The organism is Thalassospira sp. CH_XMU1448-2 (assembly GCF_037027285.1).
GTDB classification, from domain to species: domain Bacteria; phylum Pseudomonadota; class Alphaproteobacteria; order Rhodospirillales; family Thalassospiraceae; genus Thalassospira; species Thalassospira profundimaris_C.
The window spans coordinates 1-21,958 of record NZ_JAYMEA010000003.1 but is presented as its reverse complement, the minus strand read 5'-3'; the positions used below and the strand labels follow the sequence as shown (position 1 = coordinate 21,958).

18 protein-coding genes are annotated in these 21,958 nt (G+C 54.5%); 9 read left to right on the top strand and 9 right to left on the bottom strand.

Going from position 1 to position 21,958, the window contains the following annotated elements; all coding sequences use genetic code 11:
* Window positions 1-18 precede the first annotated feature (18 nt).
* The 6 genes from WA318_RS12585 to glpD are packed head-to-tail and all read right to left on the bottom strand — an operon-like array spanning window position 19 to window position 5,770.
* Entirely contained in the window at window positions 19-291 is a 273-nt protein-coding gene (locus tag WA318_RS12585; protein ID WP_114099479.1) for a DUF2160 domain-containing protein, read from the bottom strand.
* A gap of 24 nt (window positions 292-315) precedes the next feature.
* Entirely contained in the window at window positions 316-1,119 is an 804-nt protein-coding gene (locus WA318_RS12580) for a carbohydrate ABC transporter permease (protein ID WP_336081539.1), read from the bottom strand.
* A 1-nt stretch (window position 1,120) separates the two neighbouring features.
* Window positions 1,121-1,993, bottom strand: a complete 873-nt coding sequence (locus WA318_RS12575) for a carbohydrate ABC transporter permease (protein ID WP_114099481.1) — start codon at window positions 1,991-1,993, stop codon at window positions 1,121-1,123.
* A 14-nt stretch (window positions 1,994-2,007) separates the two neighbouring features.
* On the bottom strand, window positions 2,008-3,102 hold the full coding sequence (locus tag WA318_RS12570) for an ABC transporter ATP-binding protein (protein ID WP_336081537.1): 1,095 nt from the start codon (window positions 3,100-3,102) through the stop codon (window positions 2,008-2,010).
* A 14-nt stretch (window positions 3,103-3,116) separates the two neighbouring features.
* Window positions 3,117-4,217: an ABC transporter ATP-binding protein gene (locus WA318_RS12565; protein ID WP_336081534.1), complete on the bottom strand. Its 1,101-nt coding sequence runs from the start codon at window positions 4,215-4,217 to the stop codon at window positions 3,117-3,119.
* Window positions 4,214-5,770 carry a glycerol-3-phosphate dehydrogenase gene (glpD, locus tag WA318_RS12560; RefSeq protein WP_336081532.1) on the bottom strand — a complete coding sequence of 519 codons (1,557 nt, stop codon included), beginning with the start codon at window positions 5,768-5,770 and terminating at the stop codon, window positions 4,214-4,216. The genes WA318_RS12565 and glpD overlap by 4 nt, the downstream gene beginning before the upstream one ends.
* Before the next feature lie 553 nt (window positions 5,771-6,323).
* Between glpD and WA318_RS12555 the strand changes: the two genes are divergently transcribed.
* Window positions 6,324-7,784 carry an NAD-dependent succinate-semialdehyde dehydrogenase gene (locus tag WA318_RS12555; RefSeq protein WP_336081530.1) on the top strand — a complete coding sequence of 487 codons (1,461 nt, stop codon included), beginning with the start codon at window positions 6,324-6,326 and terminating at the stop codon, window positions 7,782-7,784.
* 76 nt (window positions 7,785-7,860) lie between these two features.
* Here WA318_RS12555 and WA318_RS12550 read toward each other — a convergent pair whose 3' ends face one another.
* Window positions 7,861-8,403: a hypothetical protein gene (locus tag WA318_RS12550; RefSeq protein WP_114099486.1), complete on the bottom strand. Its 543-nt coding sequence runs from the start codon at window positions 8,401-8,403 to the stop codon at window positions 7,861-7,863.
* A 300-nt stretch (window positions 8,404-8,703) separates the two neighbouring features.
* Here WA318_RS12550 and glpK point away from each other — a divergent pair, with 300 nt between their 5' ends.
* Entirely contained in the window at window positions 8,704-10,200 is a 1,497-nt protein-coding gene (gene glpK, locus WA318_RS12545) for a glycerol kinase GlpK (RefSeq protein ID WP_114099487.1), read from the top strand.
* A 166-nt stretch (window positions 10,201-10,366) separates the two neighbouring features.
* Window positions 10,367-11,311, top strand: a complete 945-nt coding sequence (locus WA318_RS12540; RefSeq protein WP_336081526.1) for an AEC family transporter — start codon at window positions 10,367-10,369, stop codon at window positions 11,309-11,311.
* A 7-nt stretch (window positions 11,312-11,318) separates the two neighbouring features.
* Here WA318_RS12540 and WA318_RS12535 read toward each other — a convergent pair whose 3' ends face one another.
* Window positions 11,319-13,394 (bottom strand): bi-domain-containing oxidoreductase, encoded by a 2,076-nt coding sequence (locus tag WA318_RS12535; protein ID WP_336081524.1) that lies wholly within the window; start codon window positions 13,392-13,394, stop codon window positions 11,319-11,321.
* Between the two features lie 108 nt (window positions 13,395-13,502).
* Here WA318_RS12535 and WA318_RS12530 point away from each other — a divergent pair, with 108 nt between their 5' ends.
* The 5 genes from WA318_RS12530 to WA318_RS12510 all read left to right on the top strand — a co-directional run bounded on the left by WA318_RS12530 (window position 13,503) and on the right by WA318_RS12510 (window position 20,391).
* Window positions 13,503-15,947, top strand: a complete 2,445-nt coding sequence (locus WA318_RS12530) for a glycosyltransferase (RefSeq protein ID WP_336081522.1) — start codon at window positions 13,503-13,505, stop codon at window positions 15,945-15,947.
* A 203-nt stretch (window positions 15,948-16,150) separates the two neighbouring features.
* Window positions 16,151-17,047 carry a dihydrodipicolinate synthase family protein gene (locus WA318_RS12525; RefSeq protein WP_114099491.1) on the top strand — a complete coding sequence of 299 codons (897 nt, stop codon included), beginning with the start codon at window positions 16,151-16,153 and terminating at the stop codon, window positions 17,045-17,047.
* Window positions 17,048-17,222: 175 nt separating this feature from the next.
* On the top strand, window positions 17,223-18,506 hold the full coding sequence (locus WA318_RS12520) for an NAD(P)/FAD-dependent oxidoreductase (RefSeq protein WP_336081519.1): 1,284 nt from the start codon (window positions 17,223-17,225) through the stop codon (window positions 18,504-18,506).
* A 14-nt stretch (window positions 18,507-18,520) separates the two neighbouring features.
* Window positions 18,521-19,522 (top strand): 4-hydroxyproline epimerase, encoded by a 1,002-nt coding sequence (locus WA318_RS12515; protein ID WP_114099493.1) that lies wholly within the window; start codon window positions 18,521-18,523, stop codon window positions 19,520-19,522.
* A gap of 200 nt (window positions 19,523-19,722) precedes the next feature.
* A complete protein-coding gene (locus WA318_RS12510; protein ID WP_114099494.1) occupies window positions 19,723-20,391 on the top strand; it encodes a GntR family transcriptional regulator in 669 nt (222 codons plus the stop codon).
* A gap of 98 nt (window positions 20,392-20,489) precedes the next feature.
* Here WA318_RS12510 and WA318_RS12505 read toward each other — a convergent pair whose 3' ends face one another.
* A complete protein-coding gene (locus WA318_RS12505) occupies window positions 20,490-21,560 on the bottom strand; it encodes a proline racemase family protein (RefSeq protein WP_336081516.1) in 1,071 nt (356 codons plus the stop codon).
* A 51-nt stretch (window positions 21,561-21,611) separates the two neighbouring features.
* Between WA318_RS12505 and WA318_RS12500 the strand changes: the two genes are divergently transcribed.
* On the top strand, window positions 21,612-21,785 hold the full coding sequence (locus tag WA318_RS12500) for a hypothetical protein (RefSeq protein ID WP_336081514.1): 174 nt from the start codon (window positions 21,612-21,614) through the stop codon (window positions 21,783-21,785).
* The last annotated feature ends 173 nt before the right edge of the window (window positions 21,786-21,958 follow it).

The window sequence follows — 21,958 nt, the reverse complement described above, 5'->3', positions numbered from 1 at the left end:
CAGTACCGTTCCGAAGGTTTAGCCCCAGCGCATCACAATGATGAGCCAGGCAAGCGCGATAACCGAACCGATCCAAAGTGCAAGATCGGTAAATGCCAGCCATCCCAAATGGATATAGGCCGCGCCAAGCAGGCTGATAAACAGGCGATCACCGCGTGTGGTGGTCAGCGGCAAAAAGCCGCGCCGCGGAACGGTTGGTGAAACCGCCTGCCAAATTCCCATCCCGATCAGCATCAGGATGATGCAGCTGAAGAACACAGCGGTAATCGGGGTCCAGGCCATCCAAGACATGTTGATATTCCTCCTGTTTGCCGATTACACGCGACCCATCGCGAAACCTTTGGCGATGTAGTTGCGAACGAACCAGATCACCAAGGCGCCCGGGACAATTGTCAAAACACCAGCTGCAGCAAGAACGCCCCAATCAAGGCCTGATGCCGAAACCGTACGGGTCATGGTGGCCACGATCGGTTTTGCATCGACCGAGGTAAGCGTACGGGCCAGAAGAAGTTCAACCCAGCTGAACATGAAGCAGAAGAAGGCTGTCACACCGATGCCCGAACGGATCAGCGGAATGAAGATCGTGGCAAAGAAACGCGGGAACGAGTAACCGTCAATATAGGCGGTTTCATCGATTTCCTTTGGAATGCCCGACATGAAGCCTTCAAGGATCCAGACGGCGAGTGGCACGTTGAACAGGCAGTGTGCAAGGGCCACAGCAATATGGGTGTCAAACAGTCCGACACTTGAATAGAGCTGGAAGAACGGCAACAGGAACACGGCTGGCGGTGCCATGCGGTTGGTCAGAAGCCAGAAGAACAGATGCTTGTCGCCGGTAAAGTTGAACCGCGAGAAGGCATAGGCCGCAGGCAATGCGACAACCAGCGAAATCACAACGTTGATGCCGACATAGATCATCGAGTTGATATAGCCCGAATACCAGGCCGGATCGGTCAGGATCGTCGCATAGTTTGCCAGCGTCGGATTATCCGGGAACAGGGTCATTGCCCCCAGGATTTCCGTATTGGTCTTGATCGACATGTTGAACAGCCAATAGATCGGCAGCAACAGGAACAGAATGTAAAGAAGAAGTCCGATATGACGTTTCTGGAACTGCATTTTATTGTTCCTCCCGCTTTCCGGCGTTCATCACGACGGTATAGAAAACCCAGCAAACCAGCAGAATGATCAGGAAGTAGACCAGCGAGAAGGCCGCTGCAGGACCAAGGTCAAACTGGCCGACCGCCATACGGGTCAGGAACTGGCTGAGGAAGGTGGTTGCGTTACCCGGACCGCCACCGGTAAGGACGAACGGCTCGGTATAGATCATGAAGCTGTCCATAAAGCGCAGCAGAACACCGATAACGAGAACCGACTGCATTTTCGGAAGCTGGATAAAGCGGAACACGGCCCAGCGCGATGCGCCGTCAATCTTGGCTGCCTGATAATAGGCATCCGGGATCGACCGAAGACCGGCATAGCACAGCAGAACAATCAGACTGGTCCAGTGCCACACATCCATGACAAGAACGGTGACCCATGCATCCATCGGGTTCTGGGAATAGTTATAGTCAATGCCCATCATGTTGATGACATAACCGCCAAGACCGATGTCGGCACGGCCGAAAATCTGCCAGATGGTGCCAACCACGTTCCATGGAATAAGCAGCGGCAGTGCGAGCAGAACCATCGAGGCCGAAACGCCCCAGCCCTTGCGCGGCAGGGTCAGCGCGACCGCAATGCCCAGCGGAATTTCGATGAACAGAACGCTCAGCGTATAGATGATCTGACGGATCAGCGCATCATGCAGGCGGCTGTCGCCCAGAACCTGTTCGAACCATTCGGTGCCGACAAAGAAACGGGTTTGCGGATCAAAAATGTCCTGAACCGAATAGTTCACAACTGTCATCAGCGGAATGATCGCGCTGATGGCGACGATAAAGAAGACTGGCAGGACGAGGAACCAGGCCTTGTTGTTGGTAATCTTGTTCATTTCCCCATCCCCCCTTACGCGACCAACTGACTGTCGGCGTAAAGTTTGGTCCATTCCGGTGCGAAACGCAAAACGCCGGACTGGCCGACAACCTGTTCGTCTTCACCGAGTTTGACCTTGATTTCAGATGCGCCAAAACGGGTGGTTGCGATCTTGTACTGACCGAGATCCTCGACCTTGATGATATTGACATCAACACCGTCGCTGCCTTTGGCAGCATCACCGGTTTCAAGGGTCAGGAATTCCGGGCGGATGCCCAGTTCGATCTTGCCGGTCTGTTTGGAAACGGCTTCAAGGTGACGGTCCGAAAGACCGATACGCTGACCATCGACCCAGGCCGCACCATCATCAATCTTGCAATCCATGATGTTCATGCCAGGGCTCCCGATGAAGTAACCGACAAAGGTATGAGCCGGATTTTCAAACAGTTCCTGCGGCGTGCCCAGCTGAACAACCTTGCCGCCATACATGACGACAACCTTGTCGGCAAAGGTCAGGGCTTCGACCTGGTCATGGGTGACATAGACCATGGTCGGGCGCAGTTTGTTGTGAATTTCCTTGAGCTTGCGGCGCAGAACCCATTTCAGATGCGGGTCGATCACGGTCAGCGGTTCGTCAAACAGGATGGCCGAAACATCGTCACGAACCAGACCGCGCCCAAGCGAGATCGTCTGTTTTTCATCCGCGCCAAGGCCGCGTGCCTTTTGTTTGAGCTTGCCGGTCAGATCCAGCATTCCGGCAATTTCACGCACACGCGCATCGACGCGTTTTGCATCAACGCCGCGGTTACGCAGCGGAAAGGCAAGGTTTTCGTAAACCGTCATGGTGTCATAGATCACCGGGAACTGGAAAACCTGCGCGATGTTGCGTTCTTCCGGGGCCAGATTGGTGACATCCTTGCCATCAAACAGGACCTGGCCATGTGACGGTGTCAGTAGGCCGGAAATAATGTTCAGAAGGGTGGTCTTGCCACAGCCCGACGGGCCGAGAAGGGCATATGCACCGCCATCTTCCCAGACATGTTCCATACGGCGCAGGGCATAATCCTCGTCCGTTTTCGGATCGGGGAAATAGGAATGCGCAAGGCCTTTAAGATCAATACGTGCCATTTTTCTATCTCACCTTACGCCGCTTTGCCGTTGGAAATTTCGACCGGCGGGGCGGCCACGAGTTTGCCGTTTGCATCAAAGGCAAACAGACGTGTCGGATCGACATAGAACGATGTGGCTTCGCCCAGACGCGGGTTGTGAACACCTTCTTCCTGGATGACCCAGGACACATCATTGAAATGCACATGAACAAAGGTTTCCGAACCGGTGATTTCGGCCAGTTCGACCTGTCCCTGCATGGCGATCGTGTCTGCACCGGTCGGATCAACCGACAGATGGTTGGCACGAATACCAAGGGTGTAAGTCCCGTTCGAAAGACCTGCCAGATGACCGGAAAGCGGAACCTGATGGCCCGATTTCATAAAGATCGCGCCATCGCGCACTTCGGCATCAACAAGGTTGATTGGTGGGTCGGAAAAGATCAGACCGGTCTCGACATAGGCCGGGTTGTGATAAACCTGTGTGGTCGGGCCAAACTGGGTAACGCGCCCCTGATGCATGACCGCGCACTTGCCGCCCAGGAGCAATGCTTCCATCGGTTCGGTCGTGGCATAGACAACAATGGTGTCGCGTTCCGCCAGAAGGTTCGGGATCTCTTCACGCAGTTCTTCGCGCAGCTTGTAGTCAAGGTTGACCAGCGGTTCGTCCAGCAGCAGCAACTTGCAATCCTTGACCATGGCGCGCGCCATGGCGGTACGTTGCTGCTGACCACCGGAAAGTTCCTGAGGCAGACGATCAAGCAGATGTTCGATATGCATCAGTTGGGCGGTCGAGCGGACACGCTTGTCGATCTCGGCCTTGTCAACGCCCTGAAGTTTTAGCGGTGATGCGATATTGTCATAGACATTCATCGACGGGTAATTGATGAACTGCTGATAGACCATGGCAACGTTGCGCTTTTGCACAGCCATGCCGGTCACATCAACATTATCGACCAGAATGCGACCGCTGCTTGGCGGTTCGAGACCGGCCATGATGCGCATCAGTGTCGTTTTACCGGCCAGGGTCCGTCCCAGAAGGACGTTGAACGATCCCGGTTCCAGCGTCATCGACACATCGTCGATGTGGGACTCCCCTCCCACGGTCTTGGTTATGTTTTCAAGCGTAAGGGTCATTTTCCACTGTTTCCTTCGCCCGTTTTCACGGTGTTTTTTGATTTCGGTTCTGTTTCGAACCATTGGACAATGGCATTACGCGTCTCATCCGAAAGGTGCAGCCCCAGTTTGGAGCGGCGCCACAAAACGTCCTGGGCGGTTCGTGCCCATTCGTAATCCACCAGATAGCGCAATTCGCATTCATATACGTCATTACCAAGGTGCTTCCCAAGCCCTTTAAGATCAGACGCATCCCCAACAATTCTGTTGGTAAGTGTGCCGTAGTTTTGCACGTAACGGTAGATCTGTGCGTCGGGAATCCACGGAAACTTCTTGTGCATTGCGGTGAGATACCGCTCGAAATCCGCGTTCGGCATGTCTCCGCCCGGAAGAGGCTTGGTCGCCGTCCAGCGGGTATCATCGCGGCCCAGCAAGGGGCAGAGCTTGGTCATGGCGGATTCAGCAAGCTTGCGATAGGTCGTGATCTTGCCGCCATAGATGTTCAGAAGCGGCGCACCATTATGGGCATTCTCGCCATGATCAATTTCCAGAACATAGTCGCGTGTGACCTGTGATGCGTCCTCGCTGCCATCACCATAAAGCGGACGAACCCCCGAATAGGTCCAGACAACGTCATCGGTGGTGATTTTCTTTTCGAAATAGCTGTTGGCAAGATCGCACAGATACTTGGTTTCTTCCGCACTGATCGCGACCTTGGACGGATCACCCTTGTAGTCGCGGTCTGTTGTCCCGATCAGGGTGAAGTCCTGTTCATAGGGGATCGCAAACACTATGCGCCCGTCCGGGTTCTGGAAGATATAGCAATATTCATGGTCAAACAGTTTGGGCACAACAATGTGGCTGCCCTGTACCATGCGGATGCCCTGTTTCTTTTTGGCTTCGACACGGTTTTCAAGAAGTTCGGCACACCAGGGGCCTGCGGCATTGACCAATGACTTCGCGGTGATGACCTGTTCGGTTCCGTCATCGACATTGCGAATGGTCACGTTCCACAGATCGCCATTGCGTTTGGCCGAAACACATTCGGTGCGGGTCTGAATTTCAGCCCCCTTGTCGCGGGCATCCATTGCATTGAGCACGACCAGTCGCGCATCCTGTACCCAGCAATCGGAATAGACGAATGCCTTTTCCATGCCCTTGATCAACGGCTTGCCTGCCGGATGGGACGCCAGCCTGATGCCTTCGGAACCCGGAAGCTTTTCGCGACCGCCAAGATGGTCATAAAGGAACAGACCCAGACGGATCATCCATGCCGGACGCAATCCCTTGACATGCGGCAGCACAAAGCGCAGCGGCCAGATGATGTGCGGGGCGGCACGCAAAAGAACTTCGCGTTCAATCAGCGCCTCGCGGACCAGCCGGAATTCGTAATGTTCAAGATAGCGCAGACCGCCATGAATCAGCTTGGTGCTGGCCGACGAGGTTGCGCTGGCAAGGTCGTCTTTTTCACACAAAAAGACCTTAAGCCCGCGTCCCGCCGCATCCCGTGCGATGCCCGTGCCATTGATGCCACCGCCAATGATGGCGATGTCGTATGTGCCTGAATTGAGCAACCGTATCCTCCCTGGTGCTCTTATTTGTGACAGATGTTCTCAACTGTCATTCTGTTCTTTCACAAACGTTACGAATGCCCCAAAATAATTGCAAGCGAAAAAATTAAACATCTAAATTTTCGATAACGAACTGAATCGGTTGATTTGTAACGAATTGTTTTTGTTCGATATTTTGTCTAGCTACCCGAAAAGGGGCCTGATAAATGACCAATGTTTCGTTTGTAATTACCCCTGTGGAATGCTCAGAATCGGTAAAAAGTGAAAAATATTGCCGGTTAGCGACTCTTCATTGGGGGAGGCGGCTTTGGGTCGATCTATGCGACACGGGCACAGGTCGCCGGATGGTCCGGGGTATCGGGGCTGTCGCATTTTCTGCCAAAAGCCCCCGCATTCAGCGCGGGCAAAGCAATAATCTCGCAAAGGGTGCCCAATCCCCTGTTTGCGATTGCCAAGGCAGAAATATCTCGCGAAGATGTGGCATCAATCCCGGAGCAGACTAGATGTGGGGTATCCGATCATGTCGCTCCCAATAAAGAATTCCGGAGGCACTAAAATGATTTCGCTTAAAGACCCCTCGCTCTTTACCCAGCAGGCCTATGTTGGCGGGGAATGGGTCGATGCCCCAGACGGGAAAACCGAACAGGTGACCAACCCGGCGACGGGCGAAGTGCTTGGCACGGTTCCGGTGCTTGGCCGTGAAGCCGTCGCCCATGCTGTTAATGTTGCCGAAAAGGCGCAAAAGCTTTGGAAAAAGCGCACTGCCAAGGAACGTTCCGCCATTCTGATGAAATGGTACGACCTGATGATGGAAAATCAGGATGACCTTGGCGCGATCATGACCGCCGAGCAGGGCAAGCCGCTTCCGGAAGCCAAGGGCGAAATCGCCTATGCGTCAAGCTTCCTGCAATGGTTTGCCGAGGAAGGCAAACGCGTTTATGGCGATGTGATCCCGACCTTTGCCGAAGGCCGTCGTGTTATAGTTCTCAAGGAGCCGGTTGGCGTTTGTGCGGCCATCACGCCCTGGAACTTCCCGACCGCCATGATCACCCGCAAGGCGGGCCCGGCATTGGCCGTTGGCTGTGCGATGGTGGTCAAGCCGGCAATGGAAACGCCCTATTCGGCACTGGCCATGGCGGTTCTGGCCGAACGTGCAGGCCTGCCCAAAGGGTTGCTGTCGATTGTGACCGGTGAAGCGGTCGAAATCGGTGCCGAGATGACCGAAAACCCGAAGGTTCGCAAACTGACCTTTACCGGCTCGACCCCGGTCGGGCGTTTGCTGATGCGTCAGTGCGCCGATACGGTCAAGAAAATCAGCCTTGAGCTTGGCGGTAATGCGCCGTTCATCGTGTGTGAAGATGCCGATATTGATGCGGCTGTCGAAGGGGCGCTGGCGTCAAAATATCGTAATGCCGGTCAGACCTGTGTTTGTGCAAACCGTCTGTTTGTTCATAATGCTGTCTATGATGAATTCGCCGAGAAATACGCCGCCAAGGTGTCGCAGATGCGTGTCGGTGACGGCTTTGAGGAAGGCGTGATCATTGGTCCGCTGATCAATGAAAAGGCGGTCGAAAAGGTCGAAAAGCAGGTTGCCGACGCGGTGTCAAAAGGTGGCCGTATCCTGACGGGTGGCAAGCGCCATGAAAAAGGTGCGACCTTCTTCCAGCCGACCGTCATTGCCGATGCCAACCGTGACATGATCGTCTTCCGCGAGGAAACCTTTGGCCCGATGGCACCGCTTATTCGCTTCCACAGCGATGAAGAAGTGCTTGAGATGGCCAATGATTCCGAGTTCGGTCTGGCGTCCTATTTCTATTCGCGGGATATCTCGCGCATCTGGAAGCTGGCCGAGGGCCTCGAAAGCGGTCTGGTCGGGGTGAATGTCGGCGTGATGGCAACCGAAGTTGCCCCGTTTGGCGGCTTCAAGCAATCGGGCGTTGGCCGTGAAGGTTCGAAATACGGCGTCGAGGATTATCTTGAAGTCAAATATGTCTGCATTGGCGGTATCGACGACTGATCACGGATATTTCCGGACATGAAAAAGGGCGCTGCAATTCGCAGCGCCCTTTTTGTCTGGTTCAACCGGGCATGGGTCAGGCCGAGAACAGGTCTTTTTTGACACCGGATGTGCGATTGTCGTCTTCCTCGCCGGTGATGGACTGCGAAGAGCCCGGCGGTAATTCCGACTGCAATTCGGTAAAGACATCAAACATGCGCGGGTTGAAGGCGATCTGGGCCTGCATACGGTCGCGGCGCTCGCTTTGCGTTTCCTTGCCATCGTTCTTGCCAAGCTCGGCATTGGCAAGGGTATTGCCATTGAGCTGTTGTTCGATGGCATCGGCAATGGTTTTCTCGATGGCCTGTCGGTCATCGGCATCCATTTTTGCGAGGGTTTCCTCGTCCAGCCCCATACTTTTAAGAATCTTGGCGCGCAATTCTTCGATCTTGCGTTCCTCGATTTCCTTTACATAGGTGGTAAAGCCGTTCTCGCGGATATAGGCCAGCTCGGCATTTTCTTCCTTCTTGTCGTCAGGAAGCGGCTGGCTGTTTGATGCGATCGTCACGGCCTGAGAAGCAGCACTTTTGGCGCTATAGGCTGTGTTGGTGACGTTCAGCAATGTGTCATACAATCCCATAAGAGCCCTCCATGGGAAAAAGATGCCGGTTAAAATTCATGTGTATTCTTGTCGGTGCAAATCGCGTGCCGGTATAAACCGGGTTCTTATTGCCGTGGTTACGGGGAAAAATTGTGTCTGTGAAAACAGGAGTTTGACGGAAGTGATGTGAAAAATTTTCGAAAACGAATTGTTTTTTGATGCGATTTTTTTCTAAATAGAGCGATAAAGCCAGCAGCCCGGTCGCAAAGACGGGTAGAGCGCATGGTATCATGCAGGGTCAGAGGGCAGGAAAACTGCCGGCTCGGGAGGAAAACACAAATGACCGATACGCGTTACATCCTTGCCATTGATCAGGGAACGACAAGCTCACGTGCGATTGTTTTTGATGAAAACGGCCGATCCGTTTCCGTCGCACAACAGGAATTCCCCCAACATTTCCCCAATAGCGGCTGGGTCGAACATGATCCCGAAGATCTGTGGAGTACGGTGGTCGCTGTCTGCAAGGAAGCATTGGCGCGCGTCGATATCAAACAGGTCGCGGCGATTGGCATCACCAACCAGCGCGAAACCACCGTTGTCTGGGATCGCAAGACCGGCAAGGCGATTTACAATGCCATTGTCTGGCAGGATCGCCGTACGGCATCCCTGTGTCATGACCTGAAAAAGGGTGACCCGAAACTTGAAGAAGCGGTCAATGCCAAGTCGGGCCTTTTGATTGATCCTTACTTCTCGGCCACCAAGGTTGCCTGGATCCTTGATCATGTGTCTGGTGCACGTGCGCGCGCCGAACAGGGTGACCTAGCGTTTGGTACGGTCGACAGTTTCCTTCTGTGGCGTTTGACCGGTGGAAAATCACATGCAACCGATGCCACCAATGCTGCACGGACCAACCTGTTTAACATTCGCGAAAATGCCTGGGATGATACGCTTTGCAAAATCTTCCGCGTGCCGCAAACCATGCTGCCGGAAGTCAAGGATTGCGCGGCCGACTTCGGCGTTACCGATGCCGACTTGTTCGGGGCGGAAATCCCGGTTCTGGGCATGGCAGGCGATCAGCAGGCCGCTGCATTCGGGCAATGCTGCTTTGAGCCGGGCGATATCAAAAGCACCTATGGTACCGGTTGCTTCGTGATCCTTAATACCGGTGAAGAGGCCGTCACGTCCCGGCATCGCCTTCTGACCACGGTCGGTTATCGGCTGAATGGCAAAACAAGCTATGCCATCGAAGGCGCGATCTTTGTGGCCGGTGCGGCAGTCCAGTGGCTCCGCGACGGGCTTGGCATCATCAAGTCGGCGGCTGAAACCGAAGGGCTGGCAAAGTCGCTTGAGGACAATCACGGTGTTTATCTTGTTCCGGCCTTTACCGGGCTGGGGGCACCTTATTGGGATCCGGATGCACGCGGGGCGATTTTCGGCCTGACCCGTGATACCGGCCCGCGCGAATTTGTTCGCGCCGCCCTTGAAAGCGTTTGCTACCAGACATTTGATCTGTTCGAGGCCATGGCGGCGGATGGTGTATCGCCAAAGGCCGTGCGTGTCGATGGTGGCATGGTTGCCAATGACTGGTTGTGTCAGATGCTTTCAGACGTTTTGGGGATTTCGGTCGAGCGTCCGGAAGTCACTGAAACCACAGCTCTTGGTGCGGCATATCTTGCCGGACTTCAGGCCGGTATCTATCGCGATCTCGATCATATTTCGGCCAACTGGCACCTTGATGCCAGCTTTGAGCCCAAGATCGAGGCAGCCCGTCGGGACGGACTTCTGGCCGGTTGGAAAAACGCGGTGGGCCGGGTGCAGACCGATCCGAACACCTGACACGCATAGCTGCCTTGTCCGGCATTCGTGCCGTAAGACTGGTAAGTGTATAAATTGCTTTGTACTATTTCCGGGCGGTGTCACTGATGCCGCCCTTTCTTTTTGCACGGAAATAGGGGAATGGGGCCCTGTGTCGTGCCTGTTCTAAAAAAATGCCGGGGGCACGATGCTTGATCTGATCGTTGGAAAAGTTGGACCTGTCTTTTTGACGATCATGTGCGGCTTTCTGCTGACGTATGTAAAGGTCATCTCCCGTCAGGGCATTCCATTCCTTGCCAAAATCGCCATGAACGCCTTTATCCCGGCGATGCTGTTCCAGGCCCTGTCCAAATCCGATATCAGCGCGCATTTCGATTTGCGCCTTTGGGGGAGCTACTATTCCGGCGTTCTGGTCAATTTCGCGATGGTTTTTGTGATTGCGCGTTTGTGGCTCAAGGCGAGAACCGATGAATCTGCCGTGACGGCAATGGGCGGGGTGTTTTCCAATATCGTTCTGCTGGGCATTCCGCTGGTACAGGCGGTTTATGGCGAAGAAGGTCTGGTGCCGGTTCTGATCATTCTTTCGATCCATCCGCTTAGTCTTTTGGGGATGACGGTCCTGATTGTCGAAGGCGCGCGAAGTGGCGGGGACGGGCACTGGCTGCCCAAGGTTCTGCGCAGTGTTTTCCGCGTTCTCAGAAACCCGATCATCATTGCGATTATTCTGGGTGTGCTGGCTTCCTTGTTTGAAATACGGATGCCCGAAATCATCGACGGAACGTTCGAGCGGTTCCGCACAGCTGGTCCGACCATCGCACTGATGCTGGTGGGAGCCGGGCTGTATGGACAGTCGGTCCGTGGCAATCTCAGTGCGAGTTTGCTTTGTACGGTCGCCAAGATGTTTGTTCAGCCGCTTCTGGTGTTTTCGGTCGGGCATTTCATTTTTGATCTGCCGCCCTTGCAGTTGACCATCCTGACCCTTGTTGCTGCGCTGCCGTCCGGGGCCAACGTCGCGATCATCGCAGGGAGCTATAATATCTGCATTGACCGCTCGGCAACGACAATCCTTCTGACCACGATCATCAGTATGATTACCTTGCCCCTGCTTGTGCTCTATGCCGGGGCGCAATAAGGGGCTGTCATCCGCAATTGGCCGCAGTAATGACCAGTGACATCAGGCTGATTTCATCCTCAAGACGCGGGATCAGGGGATTGCGCTGACCGGTTGCAACAGCCTGTGTGAAGGCAGAAATCGCTGCTGCCTGACCCTTGTCCTGTCCAAACCTTTGCCGCATTACGGTCTTGCCGTTGATGGTCAGTTTCTTCCAGTCCGTAAGTTCGGCGTCAAAGCCAGGCGCATCTATTTGCAGGGTTTCCTTCGCCTCGCGCCTGCTGGTGTGCTGATAACTGATTTCACCTTGTGATCCGTCGCTCAGACGGATTGTCCAGATGCTGTCGCCCATTTTGCGATCAAGCCAGTGACAGTGAATATCCGTGATGCTACCCGCCGTCAGACTGTGAATCAGGTCGATGAAGTGGGTGATTTCGCCAATTGTGCGGCCACCCTGATCGGAATGAAAAAGCCAGTGATCATTCGGAAGCGGTGAAATCCGGGCCCGGTATCTGAAATGCCGTGGGCCATCGGGCAGGGCGACGCGTAATTGCGCGCTCATCGGCGCATAACGACGATTATGACCGACCATGAACAGGCTTGATGATGATGTCTGTTCGCGTAAAAGTCCGATCCCGGCAAGGTCAATCGCAATCGGCTTTTCCAGCCAGACATGTTTGCCTGCTGCTAGGGCGTCGGCGGCGAGTTTGGCGTGACTGTCATGGCGGGTTGCGATGATGACGCTGTTAACGCGCGGATCATTGATGATGGCATGTGCGGATGAGGCGGCCTTTGCATCACCAAGTTTTCGCACCATTGCCACGGCTGAGATACCGTCTTGCGAACAACAGGCAAGGACATTGATATCGGCTTGTTTGATCAGCTGGGGAACAAGCTGACCGCCCGCATAATTCCCGGTGCCAATCAGGCCAAGACGGACCGTCGCGGGTGAGGGGGCAGTGACATCACATTCGTGCAGGGCAGTTTTCGGTCGATCAACCGATGCCCCATAACGCACCAATGTTGCCAGCTGATTCAGGTCGGGGCCCTTGGCGAAATGATCGGTGATGTTTTCAAACGCTATTTCTTTGGTAATCAGCGGCGTTGGATCAAGTCTGCCCCCGGCCATCAGATCAAGGGCGGCCTCCATATTGCGTTTGATGGTCCATCGCACATACCCGACGGGATAGTCCTGTCCCAGTTCTTCATAAGCCGGGTCATAACGACCCGGCCCGTAAGACCGGACCTGCTTGATCACGATTTCCTTGTCATAGAGCATTTTACGCTGCGCGCTGATTGCGACATCGCCGACGCAGATGATAGTGGCCCGATCCCGACAAAGACGTGCAGCCGCATCAACAAGTTTGTGCAGACCTCGTGCCGGGGCACAGATATAGGCGGTGTCGAAAACATCTGATTGTGCGGAACTGGCGGAGGTGAAGCATCTGTTTACGCCATTTTCCTGTGCCAGTTTGCGCCGATATGGGTGGGGTTCAATAATCGTAACATTGGCGCCCGCCGCGACTGCAGTTTGGCAAAGCAATTGCCCGATCAAGCCCGCGCCAATGATTGCGACGTGATCCCCGATGGTTGTTTTGCCCTGCCGGATGGCATGAAGGGCAAGAGCATAAAGGGTGGCAAAGGCTGCTTTCTGATCAGAAAGCGTATCGGGTACCGGGCAGGCAAGATTGATCGGGACCCTGTTGCATTGCGCATGATTTGCACTGCCCATCCCGGCAATCGCAACCCTTTGTCCGGGTGCGAAGTCATATGCTTTCGAACCGGTGCGAACAACTTTTCCCACGGCGCAATACCCCATTGGCATCGGCTGTCCAAGGCGGTTATTGACCCGCGAGACAGTGGATCGTGCACCCTCCTGCCTCAGGGATTTCAAGGTAAGAGCCACAAGGTCCGGACGTTGCCAGGCCTTTTGCAGAAGCGACGCGGTGGCTTGGCGCGCCTGTGTAAACTCTGTGCCGGGACTGATAACGCTAAAGCTGGTCTGGACAAGGAGGTCATGGTCACCGGGGGTGGGGACTGGACAATCGGCAAGGGCAATCTTGCGTTCTGCCGGAAACCGCAAAAGGGCCTTCATCTCCGTCATGATCATCCTTTATTGATAAAAGGTTGAATATCATAACGACTATTAAACCACATGTGGTGCAGCTTGGTCGATCCGAGATTGACGCGGGCACGGCACGGGGTTAGCAAGATGGCAGACTTCAATATGGAACCGCTTATCATGCATCAAACTGTCCCGGCCCGGCATTGGCGCGACACGCTGCTCAGCCTTGCTGCCATCCTGTTTGGCCTTTCTGCGCCGCTGTTTTTCTTTGGGCGGACTGCTTTGGGGATCGGGCTTGGATTATCGCTGATCACGGCTTTGGCTTCTGCTGATCACGGTGAAGCATGGCGCAAGATGCGGGCAGATATTGCAACCCCGGTGGGGCTGCTTGTTGTTGCAGCTTTGGGCGTGTTTCTGCTGTCGGCAGCTGGCTCGATCATGCCGGGAAAGTCGCTTGAAACCTGGACAGGCCGGTTTGCGATGCTTGCAGGCATCTGGTATCTGATGCGCCTGATCGAACCAAAGGCCCGCCTGGCATGGGATGCGTGCATCTATGCGGCGATTGCGCTTGTCGGATATTGCATTCTGGCGATCATGATTTATCCGGAAATGTTATCGATCAAGGCACTGCGCGAACCTGATTTCGCCTTTGACATCACCCGCCGTCTGAAGCCTGTTGGAAGTTTCCTGATTTTCGGGGCGATGTTGCTGGTCTTTGATGCCATCGACCGGAAGGGTATCCGGCGTTATGTCTCGATCCTTGCTGCCTTGTGTATCGTGCCGATCTTGGAAGCCTCGCACGGCCGGGCCAATGTTGCAGCGATAATGGCGGCAGCCTGTGCTGTCGGTTTTTGTGCTGTTTTGCTGATCGGGTCGCGGGTTCTTAAAATCGGTGTGCTGGCTGGTGTGGCGGGTGTTTGTGTTGTTGCCCTGACCTGGCTGAGTGGTGTGACTGTCAATGCTTCCAGCCTTATCGGGTTCGATGCCTATTTGCCAACCTGGCTTGTGGATATCCATCGCCAGATGATCTGGCAATTTGCCTATAGTCATGTCTTTGATCACCCGCTTATCGGTTACGGTATCAATGCCTCTCCTTGGGTGCCCGGTGCCAATGATATGGCCGGGACATCGGGTCAGTCCGTATTGCCCGGACATCCGCATAGCTGGTTTATGGAAATCTGGCTTGAAGCTGGCCTGCTTGGCTTGTTTGTGGTTGTGCCGCTGGTTCTTGTGATTGCATCCGCAACCTTGAAGGACGTTCTGCGCAACGGGATTAAGGTATCCGCCTTGCCGTTGATGATCATGGCAGCCTACTGGTTTGCCGGACTGTTTAACTATTCATTCTGGACGTCATGGTGGTTTGGCGTGGTCATGCTTTCCTTGGCGCTGGCCGTGTTGCGCCGGGAAGCATTGCTGGATGCCAAGGCCCCGAAAACCCGCCGCAAGACCATGATTGTGTGTGCGGAAGACTGGTCGTTTGTGTCGCACCGGATCGGATTGGGGCGCGCTGCACTGGTACGCGGGGATGAGGTTGTCGTTGCATGTAACGCCGGTGCAGCCGCCGAAGGTCTTCGCAAGGAAGGTTTTCGGGTGGTTGATGTGCCAATCGCGCGCGGCGGGCTTAGTCCGGTCAAATCCCTTAAGACCGTCAAGGCACTGGCGTGTCTGATCCGTCGTGAAAATCCCGATGTGATTGTCAATGTCGCCATTCAATGTGTGGTTCTGTCTGTCTTTGCCGGAATGCTGGTGGGGGCAAAACGTTCGGTCAATATGATCACCGGACTTGGTTTTCTGTTTGTGTCAGGCGGGGCAAAGGCCAAAATTGTTCGCGCCATTGTTTCGATAATCCTGCGGGTCTATGCCCGGTTTGGATCAGTGCATGTGATTGTGCAAAATCAGGATGATCTTGCCCTGATGACCGGACTTGGGTTTAAGGAAAGCCGCATTGATCTTGTCCGGGGATCGGGGGTGGATATCTCGGCCTTTTCGCCTGCGCAAAAGGCGCCCGGTGTGCCCAAAACGGCAATTTTTGTCGCACGCATGCTGTGGTCCAAGGGTTTGGCGGAACTGGTCGAAGCCGCGCGTCTGTTGAAATTGCGCGGGCGAAACTATCGCTTTCTGCTGGTCGGGGATGCTGATCTTGCCAATCCCGATAGCGCACATGAGACCGATCTTTCCCAATGGCAAAAGGATGGTCTGGTCGAGTGGCTGGGCAAACGCAGCGATGTTGCAGCGCTTCTGCGTGAGGTTGATCTGGCTGTTTTGCCGTCCTGGCGTGAGGGGCTGCCAAAGACTTTGCTGGAATCTGCGGCTTGCGGTCTTGCCATGGTTGCAACCGACGTGCCGGGATGTCGGGAAATCGTCCGCCATAACGAGAACGGTCTTCTTGTTCCGCTACGCGATGCCAATGCGCTCGCCAATGCCATCGAGGAATTGATGGAAGATGATGCGAAGCGTGCAGAATTCGGTAAAGCCGCCCGGAAGCTGGTTGAGGAAGAGCTTTGCGACAGTGTGATTATCACAAAGACACTGGCCGTTGTAACCGGAACAGTGTCGACGACACCGATCCGGAATGTGCCATTTCCTGCCTGATCAATGTATCGGCAAGGCATTGACATCGTGATGTTAAAGGACCCGAAACCGGGTCCTTTTCTTTTTGTCAAAAATCCCGTTGCATCTGCATTTTTTATTTTGTATACAATATACATGAATTGCAGTTGGTCTCAGGCCAAAAGATTTGAACATTGTTGGTGTGATTGAAAAATAATCCCGCCATATCAGGAGGTTACTTTCCCATGCAGGTAAACTGGACTGGCGTTTTCCCCGCCGTTGCAACCCAGATGAATGAAGACGGCTCGATCGATTTCGATATGACCGCAGAACAGATCGAAGCCCTGATCGATGCAGGCGTTGACGGTCTGGTCATGCTGGGTTCTGTCGGCGAAAACACCGCGCTTGAGCTGGAAGAAAAATTCGCCGTTCTGAAGCTTGCTGTGGAAATCACCAAGGGCCGTATCCCGGTTCTTTCCGGTGTTGCTGAAAACTCGACCCGTGCGGCGATCCGCTATGTCCAGGAATGTGAAAAAATCGGTGCTGATGGCCTGATGCTTCTGCCGGGCATGGTCTATACCGCTGACCCGCGCGAAAATATCGAGCATTTCCGTACCGTTGCGAACGCAACCAAACTGCCGATCATGATCTATAACAACCCGGGTGCTTATCGCATCGACATCAAGCCGGAAGAATTCAACCAGCTTGCCGATGTCAAAAACCTGGTCGCGATCAAGGAAAGCTCGGGCGATCCGCGTCGTATCACCGATATCTACAATGCATGCGGTGACCGTTTCGTTCTGTTCTGTGGCATGGATGACCTTGTAATGGAAACACAGGTTCTTGGCGCCGTTGGCTGGATTTCCGGTTTTACCGATGCCTTCCCGAAAGAATCGGTTGCGCTTTGGAAGCTGCTTTCCGAAGGAAAATACAAGGAAGCTCTTGAGATTTATCGCTGGTTCACGCCGGTTCTGCACATGGATGTTCACGCCAAACTGGTCCAGTATATCAAACTGGCTCAGGAAATGACCGGTGTTGGCAAGCCGCATGTGCGTGCACCGCGTCTGCCGCTGGTTGGCAAAGAGCTCGAAACCATCAAGGCGACCATTCAAAAAGCCATCGACACTCGCCCGTCGCTCTAGGCGCTGTGCGACGGATGCAATCACACCTCCCGCCCCAAAAACCGTGATTGCATTATAAGTCTGTTTGATGGAACAGTGAGCTCCCCCGTGCAATGTCGCGGGGGAGTTTCCTGCCATCTGGCAGACTGATCACCACAATGAATCAAATGCGCACCACATCAGGCGAGGCCCCAAAATGACCAAATCCAAAACCGATATTACGGCTCAAACCAGCGGCAAACAGCAGGCCGTTGTCATTGGTGCGGGCATTGTCGGTGTGAATGTCGGGCTGGCTCTTTTAAAAAAGGGCTATGACGTAACCATTCTGGACCGTGGAGAGCCGGGCAGGGGGACCTCCTTTGGCAATGCTGGCGGTATTGCGGTTTCCGAATGTGCGCCGATTGCCATGCCCGGAACACTTTTGAATGTGCCCGGCTGGTTGCTGGATCCGTATGGGCCGCTGTCGATCCGCTGGACCTATCTGCCCAAAATGATGCCCTGGCTGTTGCGCTTTGTTGCGGCAAGCACCAAAAACCGGGTTGAACAGATCAGCACCGAACTTGCCGCTATCCTTAATCGCGTCTGGGAGGATTACGAACCGGTGATTAGTGAGGCCGGTCTTGACGATGCGGTCTTTAAAAAAGAAGGCGCAATGGGTGTCTATCGTTCGGAAAAGACCCGCCGCGATGCCGAATACGGCATTGATCTGCGCCGTCGCAAGGGCATTAAAATCCGCGACATCACCCGTGACGAGATCATGGATCTCGAACCCGACCTTGCCCCGATCTTCCCATGTGGCGTGATCGAGGAAGACTGGGGCCGTGTCCTTGATCCCTTCAAGATCGTCACCGGCCTTTACAAGCATTTCCTTGATCGCGGGGGCAAGTTCCAGACTGCCGAGGTCACCGATTTCGTCTATCGCGATGGTCAACCGCGTGCAGCCATGACCACCACGGGGGATCAGATTACCTTTGATACGCTGGTGGTGGCCTGTGGTGCATGGTCCAAAACCCTTGCCAAAAGGCTTGGCTCCCCCGTGCCGCTTGATACCGAGCGCGGCTATAACACCACCGTTCCCTATCACGATGCCAAATTGTCGCGCACCATCATCAGTGCCGATGACAGCATCATTCTGACCCCGATGGAAATGGGCATCCGTGTTGGCGGTGCGGTGGAGCTTGGCGGGCTGATTGCGCCCCCCAACTATGACCGGGCCAAGGCCCTGTTTGCCAAGGGCAAGGAAGTGCTGCCCAAACTCAATGCCGAGGGCGGAACCGAATGGATGGGCTTCCGGCCATCGATGCCGGATTCAAAGCCGGTCATTTCCAAAAGCCCGCGCCATCGCAATGTCTTCTTCTCGTTCGGTCATGGCCATCTTGGTCTGACCATGGGGGCGACCACCGGTCGTTTGATTTCCGATCTTGTCACCGGTTCGGAAACGCCAATCGACATGACGCCCTATCGTATTAATCGCTTCTGATCACAGGCCCCACTATGGCGAAAAACAGCTTCTTTTGCGTAGACGGTCATACCTGCGGCAACCCGGTGCGACTGGTTGCTGGCGGCGGACCGAAACTTGAAGGTGCGAACATGCTCGAAAAGCGTGCGCATTTTCTGGCTGAATTTGACTGGATCCGTACCGGTCTGATGTTTGAGCCGCGCGGTCATGACATCATGTCGGGATCGATCCTCTATGATCCGACCTCTGATGACTATGATGTCGCGGTTCTGTTTATCGAAACATCGGGCTGTCTGCCGATGTGTGGTCACGGCACCATCGGGACCGTGACCATGGCGATTGAGGAAGGTCTGGTAAAACCCAAAACACCGGGACGTCTGCGTCTTGAAACCCCGGCCGGTCTGGTGATTGCCGAATACAAGCAGGTTGGCGATTATGTTGAATCGGTCAAGCTGACCAATGTGCCGTCTTTCCTTTATAAAACCGATATCGAAGTTGATTGTCCCGATCTTGGTCCGATCAGGGTTGATGTCGCCTATGGGGGCAATTTCTATGCGATTGTCGAACCCCAGGAAAACTTCCGTGATATGGCGGATTTTACGGTCGGTGATCTGCAACGCATCAGTCCGGAATTGCGTCGTCGCCTGAATGAACAGAACAGTTTCGTTCATCCGCTGCATCCCGATATCAAGGGGCTTTCCCATATTCAATGGACCGGCAAACCGACCCAGCCCGGAAGCACGCATCGCAATGCCGTGTTTTATGGTGACAAGGGCATTGACCGGTCTCCCTGTGGCACGGGGTCGTCCGCCCGTCTTGCGCAGTTGGTTGCCAAGGGCCAATGGGATCCGGCTGACGAGCTGGTTCATGAAAGCATCATCGGCTCACAGTTCCGCGTCTCCGTGGTCGAAAAAACCAAGGTCGGCGACTTTGATGCGGTGGTGCCCGGGATCGAAGGCTGGGCGCGCAAGCACGGTTATAACACCATCTTCATTGATGACCGCGATCCCTATGCCCATGGCTTTATCGTAAAATAGGCGGGCTTAATCTGATTGTGACAAAGGGGGCTTTATGCCCCCTTTGTTGTATTTCGCGCGATGACAGGAAATTATACAGTATGCAATTGTATTGCGACTTGGTCGGGCCGACGTTATGACTATGAACAGACAGGTTTGATCTGTCTGACGATATGACGCCGCCAAGCCATGATTTCGGGTAACAGAATAAAAGAGCTGAAATGACCGCATCACCGCGATTTACCCGCCGCACCATCACCGATCAGGTGACCGAAGACCTTCGGGCACGCATTCTTTCCGGCGATTTCCCCGCAGGATTCCAGTTGCGACAGGATGCAATCGCGGGTGAGTATAATGTCTCGCGCATTCCGGTCCGCGAAGCGCTTCAGCGCCTTGACGCCGAAGGTCTGGTCACCTTTCAGCCGCACAAGGGCGCGATTGTCTCGCAGCTTTCCATCGACGAGATCGAGGAACTGTTTGAAGTCCGCAAGCTTCTTGAATGCGAATTGCTCCGTCATGCTGTGCCGCGTCTGACCCCGGCCGATCTCAAATCGGTCGAGGATATCCTTCTGGTTTATGATGAAGCTTTCCGCTCTGGCGATGTTGCCAAATGGGGCGAGCTCAACCGTGAATTCCACGACCGGCTCTATCGCGCCTCGAACCGTCCCAAGACGCTGGAAATCATTCGCATGATTGGCAACAACACCGTGCGCTTCACCCAGGCACAGCTGGCATTGTCCGGGGCGACGGATCGGGCCGAGCGTGAACATCACCAGATTTTCGAAGCTTGCAAGGCCGGCAACACCGAAGAAGCGGTCGAATTGCTTGCCGAACATATCCAAAGCTCGGCTGACAGCTTGATGGAATGTCTGCGCAAGGCCCGTGAATAGGGCTTGATACATAGTATATAAGCAAAGGGATGCCCTGATCGGCATCCCTTTTTATTTGGGCGTGTTTTTGCAGGGTTTCGTTACAGATGCAGTCGGGATTAGCGGACAATAAATCCCTGTCCGACCAGATCACCTTCGTCATACCAGAAACTGGCCTTGCCACTGTAATGAGCCTGCCCGCTGACCGATGCGATGATCGCATCATGCGGGCCGCAGCTGGTGACGGCGCCAACCGATCCCTCAAAGCCTGATCCGATCACACTTTCAAACTGGCGCGTCTGACCGGGTTTGATCAGTCCCTTGGCATGCTGGATGGCAAGGCGGGCACTGACCCCTGATCCGGTCGGGCTGCGATCCACCTGATTTTCGGCAAACACACATATATTGCGTGTCGGTTCTGGACTGAACGCATCGCGCCCGTCGGTCAGGATCGCCCCGTATAAAAAGGCCAGATCATCATGATCGGGATGGGAAAGGCGAATGCTGTCATTGACTGCCTGACAGATTTCTTCTGAAAGGGCGGTCAGGCGGCTGACATTTCCGGGGGTGATTGCGATGTCAAACTGCCCGGCATCCAGAATGGCGTAAAATGCCCCGCCATAGCCGATATCGGTTTTAAACGCCCTTCCATCTGGCAGGGCAAGGTCAAGATCGCCCGCAAACATGAATGATGGCACGGATGAGAACCGCACCTTGCCGGTTTTGCCATTGGCAACTTCGACCTCGGCGCGCACCAGCCCGCACGGGCACTCAATATTAACATGCGTGATCGGTTCGACGGCTTTGACCAGTCCGTAATCGATAGCATAGCGGCCAAGGGCGATGATCGCGTGGCCGCACATGGTCGAATAACCTTCATTATGAATGAACAGTACCGCCAGATCGGCATCGGGCAGGCTGGGCTCAACCAGAACCGCCCCATACATGTCGTAATGACCGCGTGGTTCGAACATCACAAAGCGGCGCAGATGATCAAGATGATCGCGCGCATATCGGCGCTTGGCCAGAATGTCATCGCCCGGAATGGCGGGATAGCCTGACGTAATAATACGAAGCGGCTCGCCGCCGGTATGCATGTCGATCACCTCGATCGGTGCCGACAGATCGGGATAGACGGGGGATTGGTGCGAATCAGATTTCGCCTGGCTGTCGCGCGATGGACTATTCATGGGGGCCTCAAGATTATTTTCGACCTTTTTACAGGTCGGGATTCTTTTGTTATGATGGTGGTGCGCGAACATCTTATCTGCATTTTCGCGCCCGGCAATCTTCATGGGCCGGAATTTTGGGCCAAAGACGCCCTTGCAGGTCATAAAAGTGAAACCTATATATGCTTTCGCGCAAAAATTTTGCGTAACGGCATTTCTGTCACTTTTTTGCAAAAAGGTGTTTGACAGTTCCGGGAGCGGGGCCTATAACCCGCCTCCACCGACGGGGTGCGGCGCTCTTGGAATGAGCGACACGGTCCGGACGGTTCAGGGCTTCGGTCCTTAAGTTCTTTGACATTGTTGATCAGTAGGAAGGGATGCGCGGGCAGCGTTATGGCGTTAGTCTGTGCATCCTGGAG